The following is a 17446-nucleotide window of genomic DNA, read 5'->3' as shown; positions in this document are numbered from 1 at the left end:
GGCCTACGATCACGGCGCTGACATGATTGCCACTCCCTGCCCCCTGTGCCAGGTGAACGTGGAAATCTACCAGGATCAGATCAACGCAAGGCATGGCATGGCATGGCATGGCATGGCATGGCACCAAGTTCAACATGCCGGTTGTTTACTACAGCCAGTTGATCGGTATCGCCTACGGTCGTTCTGCCAAAGATGCCGCGCTGGATGGCCAGATTATAAAGGCGAAGCAACTTGAGGAGATCGCAAGCAAATAAGACCGGCACAACCCTGCCTCTTTTGGGCCCCCAGGTGAAAGGTGAAAGGTGAAAGGTGAAAGGTGAAAGGTGAAAGCAAAGCATCACCTGGTTCACCAACCTCGCAACATAACTTGTAATTTTTTCCAGGCATAAAAAAACCCCGGGGCTAACCCGGGGTTTTCAACCAGTCAGGCAGTAACTAAATTACTGCTGTGGAACAGGTGCCTGCTGTACTGGAGCCTACTGAGGATACTGGTATGGCTGCTGTGGATACGGATTCTGCGGATAGTAGCCACGTGGTGGATAAGGACGTGGAGCATAATCACCGCCATAGTATGGACGTGGACCACCATAGTAGCCGCCGCCATATGGGCCATAGCCGCCGCGAGGACCGTAACGATAGTAGTCGTCGTCATCATCGTCCATCTCGTCGGCAAACTCTTCCATCCAGTACATTGGAGTGAATTCTGGCCAATCATTGTCATCCCATGGCTCATCCCAGTCGTCATCATTATCCCAGAAGAATGCTGATGCAGACGTACTGAATGCCAGCATTGCAGCGGTTACAACCGCAAGTAAAATGTTTTTGTTCATAAGGTTCTCCCACTATTACAAATAAATAAAGCAATAATGCTTTCTGTTTATAACCTGCCAGCCGTAGAGTCGGCCAGGTTCAGTGCCACTCATCAATATTACTGTCGAAAAGGTACCACCTTGTCTTTTCGCCTTCCCTCTTTTGTGCCTTGAACAGCAAGCTGTCATTCAGTTTCGTGTCATAGCCGATATCTGAATGCACATCACACGGCTGATCAGGTGGACGACTCAGGTGATCGAGCCGATCGATATCGCCGGTTAATATGTAGCCCAGGCCTGCAAGCGCTTCCCTGAACTTTTGTGCAGAATTCGTTGATTTTGATTCCGGCGCAAAATCCGGCCGCAAATCAATCAACTGGCCTGCATGTATATCACTGTACAACTCAACTTGTGATAGCAGTGTCAGATCACATTCGCTATCGAACGGGTCAGCGGCAAACGCCAATTCCACAGTCAACAACGCCACAACAAAACAGTAGACGGCAACACCGCCACTACTCTTCGAACAGATCATGAGATACCACTCTATAGCTGTATAAGCAGGATAAACCATGACCTATATCAGTATCTTAGCAAATACCAATTCAAATGCAAGGTGAATAGCAGAAATAATCTTGTGTTTAACGTCGCCAGAAACCAGGACTCAAGAGCACGAGCAGGGTAAATATTTCGAGACGCCCAAGCAGCATGCCAAAGCAGAGAATCCACTTTGCAGGATCATTGATAGAAGCATAATTGCTCGACACGGCTCCCAATCCGGGGCCCAGGTTGTTCATTGCTGCAGCGACTGATGAGAAAGCCGTCATCAAATCCAGCCCGGTAGCTGCAAGAGCAAGATACATGACGGTGTAGCTTGCAACATAGAGCGCAAAAAAACCCCACACGGCGTCGATGACCCTTGGAGAAATCACCTTGTCGCCAACACGCACCGGAATTTGTGCCGAGGGGTGTATCAAGCGTTTCACTTCCCGGGCCCCCTGCTTGATGAGCAGCAACACACGGATGGCCTTGATACCACCACCGGTCGAACCCGCGCATGCGCCGACAAAACTGGTAAAGAGCAGAAGAATCGCAACAAAACCCGGCCACTGGTTGAAGTCCGCCGTGGTAAAACCCGATGTCGTGGCAAAGGAGACCAGCTGAAAGACCCCCTTGATAATCGACTCCTTGCCGTTGTAGATGCCGGAAAAATAGAGAAAGGCAACCACCGCGATACTCGCAAAAAGCAGGATTCCCGAGTACAACCTGAACTCGCTGTCATGCCAGTAGTCACGCAGTGTCTTACCTCTGTACGCCATGAAATGGAGCGCAAAGTTAATCCCCGCAATATACATAAAGACGATGGCGATCAGGTGAATGAGTGGGTTTTCGAAGAAGCCCATGCTCGCATCATGGGTTGAAAAACCACCGATAGCGATAGTGGAAAAGGCATGGCCGATAGCATCGAACAGCGTCATACCGGCAAGCCAGTAAGCTACAGCACAGACGATCGTCAGGGAGAGATAGATGATCCATAGTGCCTTGGCCGTCTCGGTAATACGTGGCGTCAGCTTGGTATCTTTCATGGGGCCCGGGGTTTCGGCCTTGTATAACTGCATACCACCAATACGCAGCATTGGCAGGACGGCGACGGCGAGTACGATGATTCCCATGCCACCCAGCCACTGCAGCTGCTGACGGTAGAACAGAATCGTTTTCGGCATTTCGTCGAGATTGGTTATGACTGTCGCACCAGTCGTGGTCAGCCCCGATATGGATTCAAAGAAGGAGTCCGTCAGTGACATGTGCGGCTGCTCTGAGAGCATGAAAGGCAGTGAACCGATCAGACTGAGTACACCCCAGAATAGTGCTACGATGACAAATCCATCCTGCAGACGCAGTTCGTGGCGAATATTCCGCACCGGCAACCAGGCAAGCAGTCCGACTGTCACAGTAACAAAAAAGGCGATAAGAAAACCCTTTGCAGCATGGTCCTGGTATATCAGGGAGACCATCACCGGCGGCAACAGGGTAAAGCTGAAGATCATCATCAGCATGCCGAGAATGCGTTGAATACTACTGAACTTCATCAGATAAAACCGATGCCGACCTGGAAAAGGCGTTCGACCTCTTTGACCCTGCCCTTATCCATCAGGAATATGATGACGTGGTCATCCGCCTCGATGACCGTATCGTGGTGCGCCATCAGAACATCATCTCCACGTACGATTGCACCGATATTCGCTCCCTGGGGCAACTTGATCTCGTCGACCTGGCGTCCGACAACCTTCGATGAACTCTTATCGCCATGAGCGACAGCCTCGATCGCCTCTGCAGCGCCATGCCGCAGCGCATGCACCACGGCAACATCACCACGGCGGATATAGGTCAACAGAGAACCAATAGTCGCCTGTTGAGGGGAAATCGCAATATCGATTGGGCCACTCTGCACCAGGTCAACGTAAGAAGCGCGATTGATCAGCGCCATCACCTTGCGAGCACCAAGCTGTTTGGCCAGCATCGACGAGAGCACGTTGGCCTCTTCATCATTGGTTACGGCGACAAAGGCGTCCGTGTTCTCGATATTCTCTTCCAGAAGGAGTTCCTCATCCGAGATATCTCCCGTCAAGACAATTGTATCGGTCAACTCCTCTGCAACCATGCGGGCACGATTGTGGTCGCGTTCGATCAACTTGACGTTGTAGTCCTTTTGAAGCGCAATCGCGAGACGACGACCGATATTCCCGCCGCCGGCGATAATCAGGCGGCGCACCGCTTTCTCGGTACGCCTCAGTTCACCCACCACGGCCTTGATATTTTCCGAGGCAGCAATAAAGAAGAGCTCATCATCCGCCTCAATAACAGTACTGCCATTCGGGGAAAACGAGCGGTCATCACGGTAGATTGCAGCAACTCGTGCCTCATGGACGCCGGGGAGATGCTCATTCAATTCGCGTAACTCATGCCCCACGAGTGGTCCGCCATGGTACGCCTTGACGCCCACCATGCGCGCTTTACCCTTGGCAAAATCAACCACCTGCAAGGCACCGGGATTCTGAATCAAACGGATAATCGAGTCTGTAACCAACTGCTCCGGAGAGATGAGGACATCGATCGGGATCGCCTCATTGCTAAATAATTCCTGGCTGGTCAGATACTCGGGAGCACGAACACGTGCGATTTTTCTCGGTGTCCTGAACATGTTCCAGGCGATCTGGCAGGCTGCCATGTTGATCTCGTCACTCTGGGTAACCGCGATCAGCATATCTGCGTCTTCAAGACCGCTTTGCGTAAGGATATCGGGATACGAAGCATACCCAAGCACGGTACGCAGGTCGTAGCGCCCCTGCAAAGACTCCAGGCGTTTTGAGTCCTGGTCAACGACGGTAATATCATTATGCTCGCCGGCCAGGGTTGCAGCCACTGACTTGCCAACCTGCCCAGCTCCCAGAATGACGATTTTCATTTGCGCTTGGCCTTCACATCGATGTCGAGAGATTTCAGCTTGCGATAGAGATGCGTTCTCTCGATACCCGCCTCCTCCGCCATCTGCGTTACGTTACGATCATGCTTGCCCATCTGGTAGATAAAATAGGCACGCTCGAAATCCTCTCGTGCTTCACGCAATGGCTGATCGAAACTGATTGAGATACCAGCGCTTTGCCCGCTAGATGACAATATGCCAATCGCACTCTCAACCTCACTAACCTCGATCTCCTCATCGCCACCGACAATCAATAGACGCTGCACCAGGTTTTTCAATTCGCGCACATTTCCCGGCCACTGATACTGGCGCAGGTAGTTTTGTGCAGCTGTATCGAAACGACGATAGGGAAGCCGCTCACGTGATGAATAGTGATCAACATAAAAGTTCAGCAGCTCGATCACATCATCCTCATGCTCACGCAGCGGCGGGATGACAACAGGCACTACGTTAAGCTGGAAAAAGAGATCCTCACGAAAACGCCCCTCGTTGACCTCATCCTCGAGATTTTTCTGTGTCGCAGCGATGATACGCACATCGAGATGCACCGGCTCACTACCACCAACACGCAGAAAGGAGCCTGTATCAAGCGCGCCGACCAGGCGCTTCTGGACATCAGCATCCATGTCGGCAACCTCATCCAGGAAAAGGGTTCCACCCCTGGCCTGCTCGAGTCGGCCGTAATCAATCTTCTGCCCCTCTTCGCGGCCAAAAAGCTCCAGGGCCGCATTGCCCGCCTCAATCGATGAGACAGCAACATGCACGAAAGGCCTCTCGGCACGAGTGCAATTCGCATGAATATAGCGAGCAAAAGTTTCTCGTCCGCTGCCGGCCTCGCCACTCATCAATACCCAGCTGTCATGTTGGGCAATTCGTTTCACCTGCTCTCTGAGGCGCGTTATCGCCTGGCTACTGCCGGTAGGTTCGATGAATGGCGCTGCATGCAGCGAGTCATTTGCCTGCAGCTGCAGACGACTGCTCTGCAGTGCGCGTTCAAGCGTCAGCAACAGCTTGGCAATACCCAGGGGCTTCTCAAGAAAGTCGTAGGCACCAAGACGTGTCGCTTCGACAGCCGTCTCCACGGTACCGTGTCCGGACATCATCACAACCGGACTCGGCAGCTTGCCACCGCTCATCTCCGACCACTCCTTAAGGAGTGTTATTCCGTCTGTATCCGGCATCCAGATATCAAGCAGCACTGCATCAGGAAGATGCTCCCTGAAGTGGTGACGCGCCTCATCGGCATTTTTGGCTGTTGCGACAAGGTAGCCTTCATCCTCAAGGATCTCTTTGACCGTTTCGCGAATATCCGGTTCATCATCTACAACCAGAATGTAGGAACTCTTCATTTTGTTATTACCAATTGGTTCTGTCGTTTTATTTATTCAGTGCTGACATCAGGCGCTGGAACGGCATCATAGACATCTCCCTCCTGCCACACGGGAAGGCGTACAATAATCTGCGCACCCTGCTGTCGCCTGTCCACCAGCCAGATACCACCATTATGCTCTTCAACAATCTTTTTTACGATTGCCAGGCCAAGCCCGGTGCCACCCTCCTTGGTTGTCACATAGGGATCGAAAATCCTTTCCATCAGGTCAGCATCAAAACCGCTGCCGTTATCTGTCACCAACAGTTCGATGTAATGATACCCGTCCCCATCAACAGCGGCACTATTGATCTCTACACAGCCGTCATCCCGACCTGCGACAGCTTCCTGGGCATTTTTCAGCAGATTATGAAATACCTGCCTCATCTTCACCGGATCAGCATGCAGCAATGCAGCTCCCGCTCCATAGTCCGCACTCACACGACAAGTCGGACTCGAGCCGTAGAGAGTCACAACCTCGCGCAACAGGCCGTCAAACTCCAGCGGCCGGGCCTGCATATCAATTTGCGAAGGTTTTGCGTAGTCGGAGAAGGCATTCACCATCTGCTTCATGGCATCGACCTGTTGCACGATTGTATGGGTTGCCCGTTCGAGCACATCTTTCTGTTCATCTTCAAGCAATGGCATATACTTTCGCCTGAGACGTTCCGCGGAAAGCTGAATGGGTGTCAGTGGATTCTTGATCTCATGAGCCAGTCGTCGCGCCACCTCGCTCCAGGCAGCATCACGCTGGGCCTGAATCAAATCGGTCACGTCATCAAACATCAAGACAATACCTCCTTCGTCACCACACTCACTCGCGAGTGGCGTCACTCGCCAGCGTAGCGTTCTGTAACCGGTACCAGTATCAATAACCACCTGGTGTTCACGCTCCAGGCCAGCTCCTTCAACTGCACCGAAAAATGCCGCCAACCTGGTTTCACCTGCCGCAATCTCTTCGAGCGTCATTTCCAGACATCGATCCATCTGCACGTCAAGAACCTGGCTCGCGGCGCTGTTCGCCGTCCTCAACCTCCTCTCGCAGTCGAATGTCAGTACGCCCGTGGTCAGATGTTCCAACAAGGTCTGCAGGTACGTACGCTGTGACTCAACCTGGCGCTGGCTATTCGCAGCATCATCGCGTGCCTGGCTGATGCGCCTTGTCATCTCATTGAACGATGAGACCAGAAAACCAAGCTCATCTGCATGTGATGCAAGGGGGAGACGTGTGCTGTAGTCTCCGGCAGCAACCTGTTCAGTCGCCTCAGCGAGGTTAACAATTGGCGACAGGAGTTTGCGTGCCGAGTAGATAGCACCCCACAAGGCACCGAACACGGCAAACAACAATACCAGCACCAGCGTTATCGTAAAACCGAATTGCAACTGATCGCGCAGGTAGGTAAGACGCAGGTACTCCTCGTAGGACTCTTCAACTTTCTCACTTAGCAGGGTGACACGTTCGCTGGTAGGGAACAACGCCTGCACGACCCTCGTTGCAGCGAGGTCCGCGACCACGATACGCAAATGCAACTGCTCATCAATGCCATAGGGAATAATCCCGACAAACGAACCACTCTCTCTGACTTGCTGGAGTATCGAGGTGCCTGGTGTATCAGCAACCACGACACTGGGATCCTGGTTACGTGACAAAATCACCAGGCCGTTTTCATCCATGAGTGTTAATTCGGTCGCCCCGCTACTCTCGTGCAGGAGGCCAATCTGGCCAAGTAACCTGCCGTCAGCAACAGTGACCAGTTCCCGACTGATTGCACGTGTCTGGTTCAGCAGGCGGCTCTTTTCAAGATTAAGCGATGCCTTGCCAAGTGTCAGTGCATCGCTCATCGTGGTTTCAATCTCAATATCGAACCAGCTATCGATACCCTGGCGCAAAAACTGCATCGAATAATAGAAAACCACCAATACAGGAATCAGTGACAGGGTTGTAAAAAAGCTGACCATGCGCACGGTCATGCGCGCACCAGGCACTCCATCGCGGTAAGCTCTGAAAAGCCTGTAGAGATTCAGGAATACGAGCCCAAGGAGAACAAAAAGCCCGCTGACAGAAACGATAAGCAGAGGAATATAGAGCTTACTGAGTGTTGCCGAGTTCTGAACTGCATTGCTCATCAGGTGCAGTGTCACCAGCAGCAGCAGCATCAGAAATCCGGCGTAGGCAGCGCGCAATTTGAGCCTGTTTATTGATTCAGCGACCATTCACTCCATCCACTCTGCTGATGCCATTGCGATGACAGGTAGGCCCTGGGGCGCATCGGCAATGGCAGACTCTCTATATCCAGCTTGATGCTTGCAGCAATGACATAGTCATGCCCTGGCAACAACTCGCTGTGCCCGACGACCGGGATTTCGCGTAGCTCCCCCAGGTAGCCAAACAAAGCATGTTTTGTCACGAAGCGCTCCAATCCGGTTGTTGATTCAGCACTGGTATTGGTAAACGTCTCCACCTCGTAAATATTCGATAGCGGCCTGTACCTGGCCCGGAAGATCCGTTTGATCTGCTTGCCCCTGTCAAACCAGGATGCCTGTCTGTCACGAATATCAATCTTGAGGAGAAACACCAGCGGTACACCCCGGTCAAGCGCCTCGATTACGACATCAGAGAGAGTGTAACTGATATCAAGATCAGTAAAGTAGCCCCCATCACCCTGGTTCCAGCTATGCACTGCCGTGATCTCAACTCCCTTGCTGTCACTTGCGTTAAAACAGCCTGCAGCGAAGAGGCAAAGCAACAGGGGCAGCAGGCGCATCACCCGCGCTTCTCCATCAATGCGTAATAGAAACCATCCATGCTTGAGTTGCCCGGCAGTATCTGTACTCCATGTGACCACTCAATGCCTGCCGGATGTGAGAGCCGCACCATCCCGGCATCCGGCGTGTCATCAATGAACGCGGAGACCTGCTGCCAATTCTCCCCGGCAAGCAATGAACAGGTTGCATAGAGCAATCTGCCACCGGGGCGCAACAGGTCCCATGCGTGACGAAGAATTTTTGCCTGCAACATGATCATCGGGGCAATGTCAGACTCACGGCGCAACAGGCGTATGTCAGGATGGCGGCGCATGACGCCGGTTGCCGAACAGGGCACATCAAGCAGAATCCTGTCAAACCCCTCATCAGGAAGCTGATTGCCGGGTTCTGACATATCGAGTTGCAGCACATCGGCTTCAAGACCGAGACGCTGCAGATTGTCATGTATCAGCTGCAGGCGCTTCTGCTCCACGTCAACCGCTGTCAGGATGCATACAGGTTGAAGTTCAAGCAGGTGGCAGCTCTTGCCGCCGGGTGCTGCACAGGCGTCAAGAATTGCATCTCCCGGTTGCGGATCGAGAAAGAGCGCCGCCAGCTGGGCGCCTGCATCCTGCACTGAAACCAGCCCTTTTTCGAAGCCGGGCAACTTATCCACGCTAACCGGCTGATCGAGAACCAGTGCTTGCGGAACATCCGCCACAGGCCTGCTTGTCATGCCTGCCCTGACAAGAGATTCAGCATAGTCTGTGACTGTCGTCAGCCTGGAATTAATTCGCAAGGTCATCGGCGGGCGTTGCAGAAGTGCTTTGCCGATTGCCTGTAACTGTTCAGGATAGTGCTCTGACAAACTGCGATAGATCCATTTGGGGAGTCCGGATGCGACCACGGGATCAGCATCCAGCTTCGCAAGAATCTCCTGCTGTTCACGCTGCGCCCGCCTGAGGATGGCATTGACAAGCCGGGTTGCCCACTTCTGTTTCAACTGCACAGATGCCTTGACGGTTTCATCGACGGCAGCATGAGCAGGAATACGCATGTGAAAGAGTTGGTAGAGGCCAAGCTTGAGCAACTGCTCAACCAGCTGCTTGCTGCTCTTGAGTCGCTTGTCGAGTAACTGATCCAGCATCGCGTCCAGTTGCAAATGCCAGCGGCACACACCATAGGCCATTTCCGCCACCAGTGCGCGCTCGTTGTCGCTGACATCACTGCTTCGATCTTCAAGCGCGGAATCCAGCGCGCGTCCGTTGGCAACATCCTGGATCACGCGTGCAGCAACTGAACGTGCGCCCTGTTTCATTTGAACCTCATTCGAAACGCGCACCCACAATACTGTGCGCATTGAGAAAATCGGCTGCCGACATGGCGCGCTTGCCCGGCAACTGCAGGCTCTCAATCACCAGCTGTCCGCTTCCGCATTGCACGACAATCCCGTTCTTGTCAGCCGCAACCACTTCACCGCTTGCACCGACTGCATCACCAGGTTGCTCATGCCCTTGCCAGACACGCAGTTTGTTGCCGTCAAAACCTGTCCATGCGACCGGCCATGGATTGAATGCACGCACCTTGCGGCTGATCGATTGCGCCGACATTTGCCACTCGATCTCTCCCTCTTCTTTACTGAGCTTGTCGGCATAGACAACACCGTCATCCGACTGGGTAACAGGAGATGCATCTCCCGATTCAAGCATCGGCAGAGTCTCCATCAGGGCTTTCGCACCAAGTGCAGAGAGCCGGTCATGGAGCTCACCACCGGTCTCTTTTTCTCCGATTCCTATACGCCTGAGGTGCCAAACCGGACCAGTATCCAAACCTGCCGCCATTTGCATAATGGCAACACCGGTTTCATCATCACCGGCAAGAATAGCGCGCTGAATCGGCGCTGCACCACGCCACCTCGGCAGCAGCGAGGCATGAATATTGAGACAGCCGAGACGTGGCATCTCCAGCACCTCGCGGGGAAGTATCAGACCGTAGGCGACAACCACCATCAGGTCTGCATCAAGCCGGGCAATTTGCGACTGAATCGCCTCATCCCTGAGCGTCAAAGGTTGTAAAACCTCTATACCCTGTTCAACGGCAAGCTGCTTGACAGGACTCGGGGTGAGTTTGCGTCCGCGCCCGGCCGGCCGGTCCGGCTGGGTCAATACGGCGACAACCTGGTGCAGCGAGTCGAGCAGCGCCTGCAGTGGAGGCACCGAAAAATCGGGTGTCCCTGCAAAAATAATCCGCAGTGGCCTTGTCATGTTTGATTTGCCCTCAGGCTGTTGCCTGCCTGCTCTGCTTTTCGAGTTTTTTACGAATGCGCGTACGCTTCAGGCTCGACAGATAGTCAACAAACAGCTTTCCGTCAAGGTGATCAACCTCGTGCTGGATACACACAGCAAGCAGTCCCTCGGCATGCATCTCGAATGATTCGCCATGCTGGTTCAGGGCGCGCACCCGAATCTCCTCGGCACGGGTCACTTCTTCATAGTATCCGGGTACTGAAAGACACCCTTCATCCATGGTTTCCTCACCCTCTTTCTCAAAGATTTCGGGATTGATGAAAACCAGCGGTTGGGAATGGTCCTCGGTAATATCGATGACGATGACACGCTTGAGAACGTTGACCTGAACTGCTGCCAGGCCAATGCCTGGTGCGTCGTACATAGTCTCGAACAGATCGCTGACGAGCTGACGAGTAGCGTCATTTACCTCGTCAACAGGCGATGCAGAGCGTCGTAATCTCTCGTCGGGAAAGTGGAGTATTTCTAGTTTGGCCATGGTTAATTCATACCAGGTGTTGATTCACCTGTTTTCCTTCGCATACTGAATTTATACCGATTTTATCGCGGAATCGGCAATAACTGTTGTAAACTTCAGATGATATGGGAAAAAGAGGGGAAAATCTTCTCTATATTCCAGCGGTCTGTTGTTCCTGGAGAACTTAAGTATGCATCACGACATCATCAGAACCATCACATCGCTGTCGCTACTGGCAGCAGTACTGACCTTTTCATGTGCCACTGCAGCCGATAGCGGCGCTAGCATGCGCCCGGTTACCACGCCGAAAACCCCGCACATGCACTTTAACCAGCTCAAGGCCTTCGTACCAAAACTCCACCTGTTGCAAGAGGACCAGATCGAAGAGCTACCCTACATCGTGGGAATTGAGGAAGACACCCTGATGGCTACCACGGGGGATTTGATCTACGTGCGCGGACTCAATTCATACAGGGGACGTAAGTACGACATCATCAGGCCTGATGACAGCTACCACGACCACGACACCGGTGAACTACTGGGCATCTCCGGAACGCATATCGGAACTGCTGTGAACCTTGGTGGGGACGACCCCAAAACCATGAGAATCGAGTCGATTCAAGTGGAAGCACGGCGTGGTGATCTGCTGATTCCAGCGAGAAAACCTGCTCATGCAAAGGGAGTCGGACATCCGAAAGCACCCAAACTCCGGGTTGCCGGCCATGTCATTGATACGATTAACGGTGTCATCAGGGCCAGCCACTACGAAGTCGTGGTGATCGACCGTGGTAGCAGAGACGGCCTGAAACCTGGCGATATTCTCGCTGTCAACAGCAGTTCACGCCAGGTCGTTGACCAATATGCAAAACCGCCACCCCTCCCCACTAGCGGAGACCCAATCAGTCCGCAGGTTATCTATACGCCACACAATGAGTTCCTGGAGAGTTATGAAGGCCAGCAAGGCAACATGGGAGGCATCAACGTCGATACTGCTGTCGAAGTAGTCTCACTGCCACAGGAATCAATCGGACATGTGCTGGTATTCCAGACACACGAGAGAGTCAGTTTCGCCATGATTACCAACGCCTCACGCTCCATCTTGGTAGGCAATTTGGTCACTAACTAGGAAGCAGTAAAATTGACAGCAAGGGATTTGCACACAAGTCAGGCCAGGCTCATTCACACCAAGGGTGCAGGGAGTGCCACCCTGCTGCGCCTGATTACACACTTTGGTTCACTGCAGGCGGCCCTGCAAGCACCACCGGATTCCCTCAACCAGGCTGCCGGAAAGCGTATAGCGGATAAAATTCCCGGTGCAGATGACCCACAGGTCAAACAGACTCTCGCGTGGCTCTCGCAACTCGAAAATGGCCTGCTCACCTGCGACAGCCCCGACTACCCCCGGCTATTGGGAGAGTGCGACAACCCACCGGCTGTACTTTTCTACACGGGCGACATTTCGCTTCTCAAACAGCCCTTGCTGGCGATTGTCGGCAGTCGCACACCGACCCGTGGAGGCATTCAAAACGCGCATGACTTCTCTGCTGACCTGGCAGCCAGGGGGCTCGGTATTGTCAGCGGGCTCGCTGCCGGTATAGACGCTGCTGCACACCGCGGAGCCCTCGATGCAGATGGCATCACTATCGCCGTGACAGGTACAGGTCCGGACCGTGTTTACCCCGCCGGCAATCATGCTCTTGCAGTTGAAATTGCTGCAAAAGGACTTATCATCACCGAACATCCACCCGGCACACAGGTGCATCCCGGACATTTTCCGCGCCGCAACCGCATTATCGCCGCGCTCTCTCTCGGCATCCTGGTTGTCGAGGCCGCAGAAAAGAGCGGATCCCTGATCACAGCACGTCTTGGATCTGAGGCCGGCAGGGAAGTATTTGCCATCCCGGGGTCGATACACAATGCCCTCACCAAGGGTACTCACAAGCTCATTCGCCAGGGTGCAAAACTGGTCGGAAATGCAGCGGACATACTCGAGGAAGTCGCGCCCTTGATCGACCGGACCCGCACTGACGAGAATAAAAACAGGGCTGAAACCGACACTGCTGAATCACTTCCTGACCCGGAGTATGAAGCGCTACTCGATCTTATTGCGCATGACCCGGTAAGCGTTGACAAACTCATACAAAAAACAGGATTGACTGCTGAAGTGGTTTCCTCCATGCTGTTATTACTGGAGCTAAATGGTTATGTTGAATCCTTACCTGGCAATCGTTACTGTCGCATCGCATCCAGCCCTAACTGAGGGACAGACTCTCTCGCTCTTCGAACTTTCGCATCGGAATCATCAACGTGAATGAGAACATCATCGACGTATTGATTTATATCTACGAAACCTACATGGATGGCGACCAACCCGTGCCGCCAGACCAGATCATAATGCAGGAACAACTGCTTGATGCCGGTTTCCAGCAGATCGAGATCAACAAGGCATTCGACTGGCTCGATGAGCTCGCGTGGCGCCAGGGCAGCATGTCCGGGAATTTTGATCCCAGGCAGGTTTCCATGCGCATTTACACAGAGCAGGAGATGCAGCGTCTTGATCTCGAAACCCGCAGCATGCTGCTGTTTCTCGAGCAGAATGGCGTACTCGATCCGATTAGCCGCGAACTCGTCATCGAACGCGCCACCGCGCTTGAAAGCGGCGAACTCGATGCCGATGACGTCAAGTGGATCGCCCTGCTGGTACTGATGAATCAGCCCGGACAGGAAGCAGCATTCAATGTCATGCAGGACCTCATCTACGATGGCATTCCCGACGCCCTGCATTAAATACCCGCTCGATAGCGGCATCCTCGCCGCTATCGAAATCAACACAATTTCACGTTTTTTCCGGAAAAGCTTGACACGGGACAGCATCAGCCGTTATTGCTAAAAAATAGAAAATTTCCGACATCGGGTCGTTTATCTTATGAATCTGGTCATCGTGGAGTCGCCAGCCAAGGCGAAAACCATCAAAAAATATCTGGGCAAGGGTTTTGAAGTCCTGGCCTCCTATGGTCATGTACGCGACCTGATCCCGAAAGAGGGCGCCGTCGATACAGAACACGAATTTGCCATGCGCTACGATGTCATCGAACGCAATAGCAAACATGTCAAGGCGATCGTCGACAAGCTCAAAAAGGCAGATGCCCTCTATCTCGCAACTGACCCGGATCGCGAGGGAGAAGCGATCTCCTGGCACCTGTATGAACTCCTCAAGGGCCGCAAGGTACTCAAGGAGAAGCCAGTCCACCGGGTGGTGTTCCACGAAATCACCAAGAAAGCGGTGCAGGACGCAGTCGACAATCCTCGCGATCTGTCGATGGAGATGGTCAATGCGCAGCAGGCACGTCGTGCGCTCGACTACCTGGTTGGTTTCAACCTCTCGCCCCTGTTGTGGAAAAAGATTCGTCGCGGCCTCTCCGCCGGCCGCGTGCAGAGCCCTGCGCTGCGCATGATTGTCGAGCGCGAAGAGGAGATCGAAGCCTTCGTTGCACGTGAGTACTGGAGCATCGAGGCAGACCTGAACAAGGAGAAGCACGCCTTCAGTGCCAAGCTGTCGCAGCTCAATGGCGAAAAGGTCGAGCAGTTCAGCATCACCAACGAAGAGCAGGCCAGTGCCGCTGAAAAGGTACTCTCGACTGCTGCGAACGGTGAACTCGACATCCTCAAGGTCGAAAAGAAACAGCACCGCCGCAACCCGGCACCGCCTTTCATCACTTCAACCCTGCAACAGGAAGCGTCGCGCAAACTCGGCTTTACCGCCAGGCGCACCATGCAGGTTGCCCAGCAGCTCTATGAAGGCATCGATATAGGCAACGGCGCCGTCGGACTGATCTCTTACATGCGTACCGACTCGGTCAACCTTGCAGAAGAGGCTGTCGGCGAGATTCGCGAGTACATCACTGACAATTACGGCAAAGACCAGATGCCTGCCGAGCCACGCACGTTCAAGACCAAGTCAAAGAACGCCCAGGAGGCGCACGAGGCGATTCGTCCCACCTCCATCGGCTTTGCTCCGAAAGAGATCGCATCCCATCTGAGCAAAGAGCAACTCAAGCTCTATGACCTGATCTGGAAACGCACCCTCGCCTGCCAGATGATCCACGCGACCATCGACACTGTCTCCGCTGACCTCGGTGCCGGAGACGCAGGCGTATTCCGTGCCAGCGGCTCAACCATTGCCAAGCCCGGCTTCATGGCCGTCTACATGGAAGGTTCCGACGACCAGCCGAAGACAAAAGATGACGAAAAGATGCTGCCGCCGCTGACAGAGGGTGAAAAGATCAAGCTACTGCTCATCCGTCCCGAACAGCACTTCACAGAACCGCCACCACGCTATAACGAAGCGACCCTGGTCAAGGCACTGGAAGAGCATGGTATTGGCCGCCCGTCGACCTACGCCTCGATCATCTCGACGCTGCAGGACCGGGAATATGTCGAAATGGATCGCAAGCGCTTCATCCCCACCGATGTCGGTCGCGTGGTGAGTAAATTCCTGACCAACTACTTCACCAACTATGTCGATTACAACTTCACCGCGAAGCTCGAGGACGAACTCGATGCCGTTTCACGCGGCGAGGAAGAGTGGATTCCACTGCTGGAGAAGTTCTGGAAGCCGTTCAAGGAGAAAGTCGATTACACCGGGGAGAACGTCAAGCGTTCCGACGTCACCCAGGAACCGACCGGTGAGGCCTGCCCCGAATGCGGTAAAGAACTCAACATCCGCCTGGGACGTAACGGGCGATTTATCGGCTGTTCAAACTATCCCGAGTGCAGCTATACCCGCGACATGGGTGACGGCGGCGAGCGCGCTGAACCCGAAAAGGTCGAAGGTCGTCAGTGCCCCGAGTGCGAATCGGACCTGATTATTCGCCAGGGACGCTATGGCAAGTTCATCGGCTGTTCCAGCTACCCTGCGTGCCGCTTCATCGAACCGCTGGAGAAACCGGTCGACACAGGCGTGGAATGCCCGCAGTGCCACAAAGGCACCATGATGCAACGCAAATCACGCCGCGGAAAGGTCTTCTACTCTTGCTCGACCTACCCGAAATGCGATTATGCGGTGTGGAATGAACCGCTGAAAGAGCCCTGCCCGGACTGCGGCTGGCCCATGCTGACGCTTAAAACCACCAAAAAGCGCGGCACCGAAAAAGTGTGCCCGCAGAAGGAGTGCGGATACGCCGAGGCGGTTGAAGTCGAAGAGGCAGCAAACGCCGATTAGGGCATCCCTGATCACCGGGGTTCCATCGGGTGCAAATTGACAAAAATGACAAGTTTGGCTTGAAGTCGACACGTCTCTCTGGTATAAATTGCGCCTCTTTGCTCCAAGTGGAGCCGGAATTGCCTCTGGCGAACCCTGAAAATGGTTAATACAGAGGCAAACACAGAATTTATTTGAGGCTAGAACAATGTCAAAAGTCTGCCAGGTTACAGGCAAGCGCCCGGTCAGCGGAAACAACGTTTCCCACGCTCACAACAAGACCAAGCGCCGCTTTTTGCCCAATCTGCACAACCATCGCTTCTGGGTAGAGAGCGAGAACCGTTGGGTTCGTCTGCGTATCTCTTCAAAGGGCATGCGTATCATCGACAAGAAAGGCATCGATGCCGTTCTGTCTGATCTCCGTCAACGCGGCGAAAAGGTTTAAGGGAGCAATAGCATGGCTAAAGCGATTCGTGAAAAAATCCGTTTGGTTTCAAGTGCCGGTACCGGTCACTTCTACACCACCACCAAGAACAAGCGCAACATGACTGGCAAGATGGAGATCAAGAAATTCGATCCCCGTGCTCGTCAGCACGTGATGTACAAGGAAGCCAAGATCAAGTAAGTTTCATCTTGCTCCTCTCGAAACCCGCATGCGCCTCTGCTTGCGGGTTTTTTATTGCATGTCATATAGCCACGTGGCCACCTGCGCAAAAAAAGATGCGGTGGAAACCATCAGCCTGAACAGCTGTCAAAATGACTCGACCTCCACAACATGATCTCTATGCGCACATCCATCACTGCCCTGTTTATCACGCTCCTCCTGATTCCGCTGCAGCTGCAGGCTGGTACGCTTGATGATCAGCGCGAAACCTTCCTCGCCGCTGAAAAGGCCTGGCAGGACAATGACACCGAGGGCTATGAAAAACTCAAGTCCTCACTGGGTGATTATCCGCTGCACCTCTATCTCGATTATGCCGAACTGAAGAAGCGCCTCAAGCGTGTCTTTGATCTCGTGATGTAAAACGGGACATCCAAGTCGCCCTTTTACACTCGATCTTCGACAGCCTTTATTG

At 53.5% G+C, this 17446-nt stretch carries 18 protein-coding genes; 8 read left to right on the top strand and 10 right to left on the bottom strand.

Features of this window, described 5'->3' with window-relative positions; all coding sequences use genetic code 11:
- Nucleotides 1-92: 92 nt before the first annotated feature.
- The gene (locus BOW51_RS11545; RefSeq protein ID WP_245828333.1) at nucleotides 93-254 is read left to right on the top strand and encodes a hypothetical protein; all 162 of its coding nucleotides are present in this window, start codon (nucleotides 93-95) and stop codon (nucleotides 252-254) included.
- 222 nt (nucleotides 255-476) lie between these two features.
- Here the strand turns inward: BOW51_RS11545 and BOW51_RS01410 are convergent, their stop codons facing one another.
- The 10 genes from BOW51_RS01410 to def form a co-directional block, all read right to left on the bottom strand.
- A complete protein-coding gene (locus tag BOW51_RS01410) occupies nucleotides 477-830 on the bottom strand; it encodes a hypothetical protein (protein WP_078476090.1) in 354 nt (117 codons plus the stop codon).
- 79 nt (nucleotides 831-909) lie between these two features.
- Nucleotides 910-1383 (bottom strand): hypothetical protein, encoded by a 474-nt coding sequence (locus tag BOW51_RS01405; protein ID WP_078476089.1) that lies wholly within the window; start codon nucleotides 1381-1383, stop codon nucleotides 910-912.
- 67 nt (nucleotides 1384-1450) lie between these two features.
- Nucleotides 1451-2899, bottom strand: a complete 1449-nt coding sequence (locus BOW51_RS01400) for a TrkH family potassium uptake protein (protein WP_078476088.1) — start codon at nucleotides 2897-2899, stop codon at nucleotides 1451-1453.
- Nucleotides 2899-4275 (bottom strand): Trk system potassium transporter TrkA, encoded by a 1377-nt coding sequence (gene trkA, locus BOW51_RS01395; protein WP_078476087.1) that lies wholly within the window; start codon nucleotides 4273-4275, stop codon nucleotides 2899-2901. Before trkA ends, BOW51_RS01400 begins: the two co-directional genes overlap by 1 nt.
- Complete coding sequence (locus BOW51_RS01390) at nucleotides 4272-5642, bottom strand: sigma-54-dependent transcriptional regulator (protein ID WP_078476086.1); 1371 nt, start codon at nucleotides 5640-5642, stop codon at nucleotides 4272-4274. Before BOW51_RS01390 ends, trkA begins: the two co-directional genes overlap by 4 nt.
- A gap of 32 nt (nucleotides 5643-5674) precedes the next feature.
- Nucleotides 5675-7876 carry a sensor histidine kinase gene (locus tag BOW51_RS01385; RefSeq protein WP_078476085.1) on the bottom strand — a complete coding sequence of 734 codons (2202 nt, stop codon included), beginning with the start codon at nucleotides 7874-7876 and terminating at the stop codon, nucleotides 5675-5677.
- Entirely contained in the window at nucleotides 7858-8427 is a 570-nt protein-coding gene (locus tag BOW51_RS01380) for a DUF4390 domain-containing protein (RefSeq protein WP_078476084.1), read from the bottom strand. The genes BOW51_RS01385 and BOW51_RS01380 overlap by 19 nt, the downstream gene beginning before the upstream one ends.
- Nucleotides 8427-9725 carry a 16S rRNA (cytosine(967)-C(5))-methyltransferase RsmB gene (rsmB, locus tag BOW51_RS01375; RefSeq protein ID WP_167367206.1) on the bottom strand — a complete coding sequence of 433 codons (1299 nt, stop codon included), beginning with the start codon at nucleotides 9723-9725 and terminating at the stop codon, nucleotides 8427-8429. Before rsmB ends, BOW51_RS01380 begins: the two co-directional genes overlap by 1 nt.
- Nucleotides 9726-9732: 7 nt before the next feature.
- A complete protein-coding gene (gene fmt / locus BOW51_RS01370) occupies nucleotides 9733-10671 on the bottom strand; it encodes a methionyl-tRNA formyltransferase (protein WP_078476082.1) in 939 nt (312 codons plus the stop codon).
- Between the two features lie 13 nt (nucleotides 10672-10684).
- Nucleotides 10685-11191, bottom strand: a complete 507-nt coding sequence (def, locus tag BOW51_RS01365; protein WP_078476081.1) for a peptide deformylase — start codon at nucleotides 11189-11191, stop codon at nucleotides 10685-10687.
- A 169-nt stretch (nucleotides 11192-11360) separates the two neighbouring features.
- Between def and BOW51_RS01360 the strand changes: the two genes are divergently transcribed.
- From BOW51_RS01360 to BOW51_RS01330, 7 genes are all read left to right on the top strand, one after another.
- A complete protein-coding gene (locus BOW51_RS01360) occupies nucleotides 11361-12296 on the top strand; it encodes a hypothetical protein (protein ID WP_078476080.1) in 936 nt (311 codons plus the stop codon).
- A gap of 27 nt (nucleotides 12297-12323) precedes the next feature.
- The gene (gene dprA, locus BOW51_RS01355; RefSeq protein ID WP_245828332.1) at nucleotides 12324-13430 is read left to right on the top strand and encodes a DNA-processing protein DprA; all 1107 of its coding nucleotides are present in this window, start codon (nucleotides 12324-12326) and stop codon (nucleotides 13428-13430) included.
- Nucleotides 13431-13477: 47 nt separating this feature from the next.
- On the top strand, nucleotides 13478-13957 hold the full coding sequence (locus tag BOW51_RS01350; protein WP_078476078.1) for a Smg family protein: 480 nt from the start codon (nucleotides 13478-13480) through the stop codon (nucleotides 13955-13957).
- A 139-nt stretch (nucleotides 13958-14096) separates the two neighbouring features.
- Nucleotides 14097-16391 carry a type I DNA topoisomerase gene (topA, locus tag BOW51_RS01345; RefSeq protein WP_078476077.1) on the top strand — a complete coding sequence of 765 codons (2295 nt, stop codon included), beginning with the start codon at nucleotides 14097-14099 and terminating at the stop codon, nucleotides 16389-16391.
- Nucleotides 16392-16578: 187 nt separating this feature from the next.
- Nucleotides 16579-16815 (top strand): 50S ribosomal protein L28, encoded by a 237-nt coding sequence (rpmB, locus tag BOW51_RS01340; RefSeq protein WP_078476076.1) that lies wholly within the window; start codon nucleotides 16579-16581, stop codon nucleotides 16813-16815.
- A gap of 12 nt (nucleotides 16816-16827) precedes the next feature.
- On the top strand, nucleotides 16828-16995 hold the full coding sequence (rpmG, locus tag BOW51_RS01335) for a 50S ribosomal protein L33 (RefSeq protein WP_043118133.1): 168 nt from the start codon (nucleotides 16828-16830) through the stop codon (nucleotides 16993-16995).
- A 150-nt stretch (nucleotides 16996-17145) separates the two neighbouring features.
- Nucleotides 17146-17394, top strand: a complete 249-nt coding sequence (locus BOW51_RS01330) for a hypothetical protein (protein WP_078476075.1) — start codon at nucleotides 17146-17148, stop codon at nucleotides 17392-17394.
- The last annotated feature ends 52 nt before the right edge of the window (nucleotides 17395-17446 follow it).

Origin of the sequence: Solemya elarraichensis gill symbiont (genome assembly GCF_002021095.1) — a bacterium.
GTDB lineage: Bacteria > Pseudomonadota > Gammaproteobacteria > Chromatiales > Chromatiaceae.
The sequence above is the reverse complement of the archived record's forward strand: the minus strand, read 5'-3'. Positions and strand labels throughout refer to the sequence as shown.

Coding starts and splice junctions, on each gene's coding strand:
- BOW51_RS01405 (WP_078476089.1), bottom strand. CDS start 1,383: ATGGTTTATCCTGCTTATACAGCTATAGAGTGGTATCTCATGATCTGT.
- BOW51_RS01400 (WP_078476088.1), bottom strand. CDS start 2,899: ATGAAGTTCAGTAGTATTCAACGCATTCTCGGCATGCTGATGATGATC.
- BOW51_RS01410 (WP_078476090.1), bottom strand. CDS start 830: ATGAACAAAAACATTTTACTTGCGGTTGTAACCGCTGCAATGCTGGCA.
- BOW51_RS01330 (WP_078476075.1), top strand. CDS start 17,146: ATGATCTCTATGCGCACATCCATCACTGCCCTGTTTATCACGCTCCTC.
- BOW51_RS01360 (WP_078476080.1), top strand. CDS start 11,361: ATGCATCACGACATCATCAGAACCATCACATCGCTGTCGCTACTGGCA.
- fmt (WP_078476082.1), bottom strand. CDS start 10,671: ATGACAAGGCCACTGCGGATTATTTTTGCAGGGACACCCGATTTTTCG.
- BOW51_RS11545 (WP_245828333.1), top strand. CDS start 93: ATGGCATGGCATGGCATGGCATGGCATGGCACCAAGTTCAACATGCCG.
- BOW51_RS01385 (WP_078476085.1), bottom strand. CDS start 7,876: ATGGTCGCTGAATCAATAAACAGGCTCAAATTGCGCGCTGCCTACGCC.
- rpmB (WP_078476076.1), top strand. CDS start 16,579: ATGTCAAAAGTCTGCCAGGTTACAGGCAAGCGCCCGGTCAGCGGAAAC.
- rpmG (WP_043118133.1), top strand. CDS start 16,828: ATGGCTAAAGCGATTCGTGAAAAAATCCGTTTGGTTTCAAGTGCCGGT.
- topA (WP_078476077.1), top strand. CDS start 14,097: ATGAATCTGGTCATCGTGGAGTCGCCAGCCAAGGCGAAAACCATCAAA.
- BOW51_RS01390 (WP_078476086.1), bottom strand. CDS start 5,642: ATGAAGAGTTCCTACATTCTGGTTGTAGATGATGAACCGGATATTCGC.
- rsmB (WP_167367206.1), bottom strand. CDS start 9,725: ATGAAACAGGGCGCACGTTCAGTTGCTGCACGCGTGATCCAGGATGTT.
- trkA (WP_078476087.1), bottom strand. CDS start 4,275: ATGAAAATCGTCATTCTGGGAGCTGGGCAGGTTGGCAAGTCAGTGGCT.
- def (WP_078476081.1), bottom strand. CDS start 11,191: ATGGCCAAACTAGAAATACTCCACTTTCCCGACGAGAGATTACGACGC.
- BOW51_RS01380 (WP_078476084.1), bottom strand. CDS start 8,427: ATGCGCCTGCTGCCCCTGTTGCTTTGCCTCTTCGCTGCAGGCTGTTTT.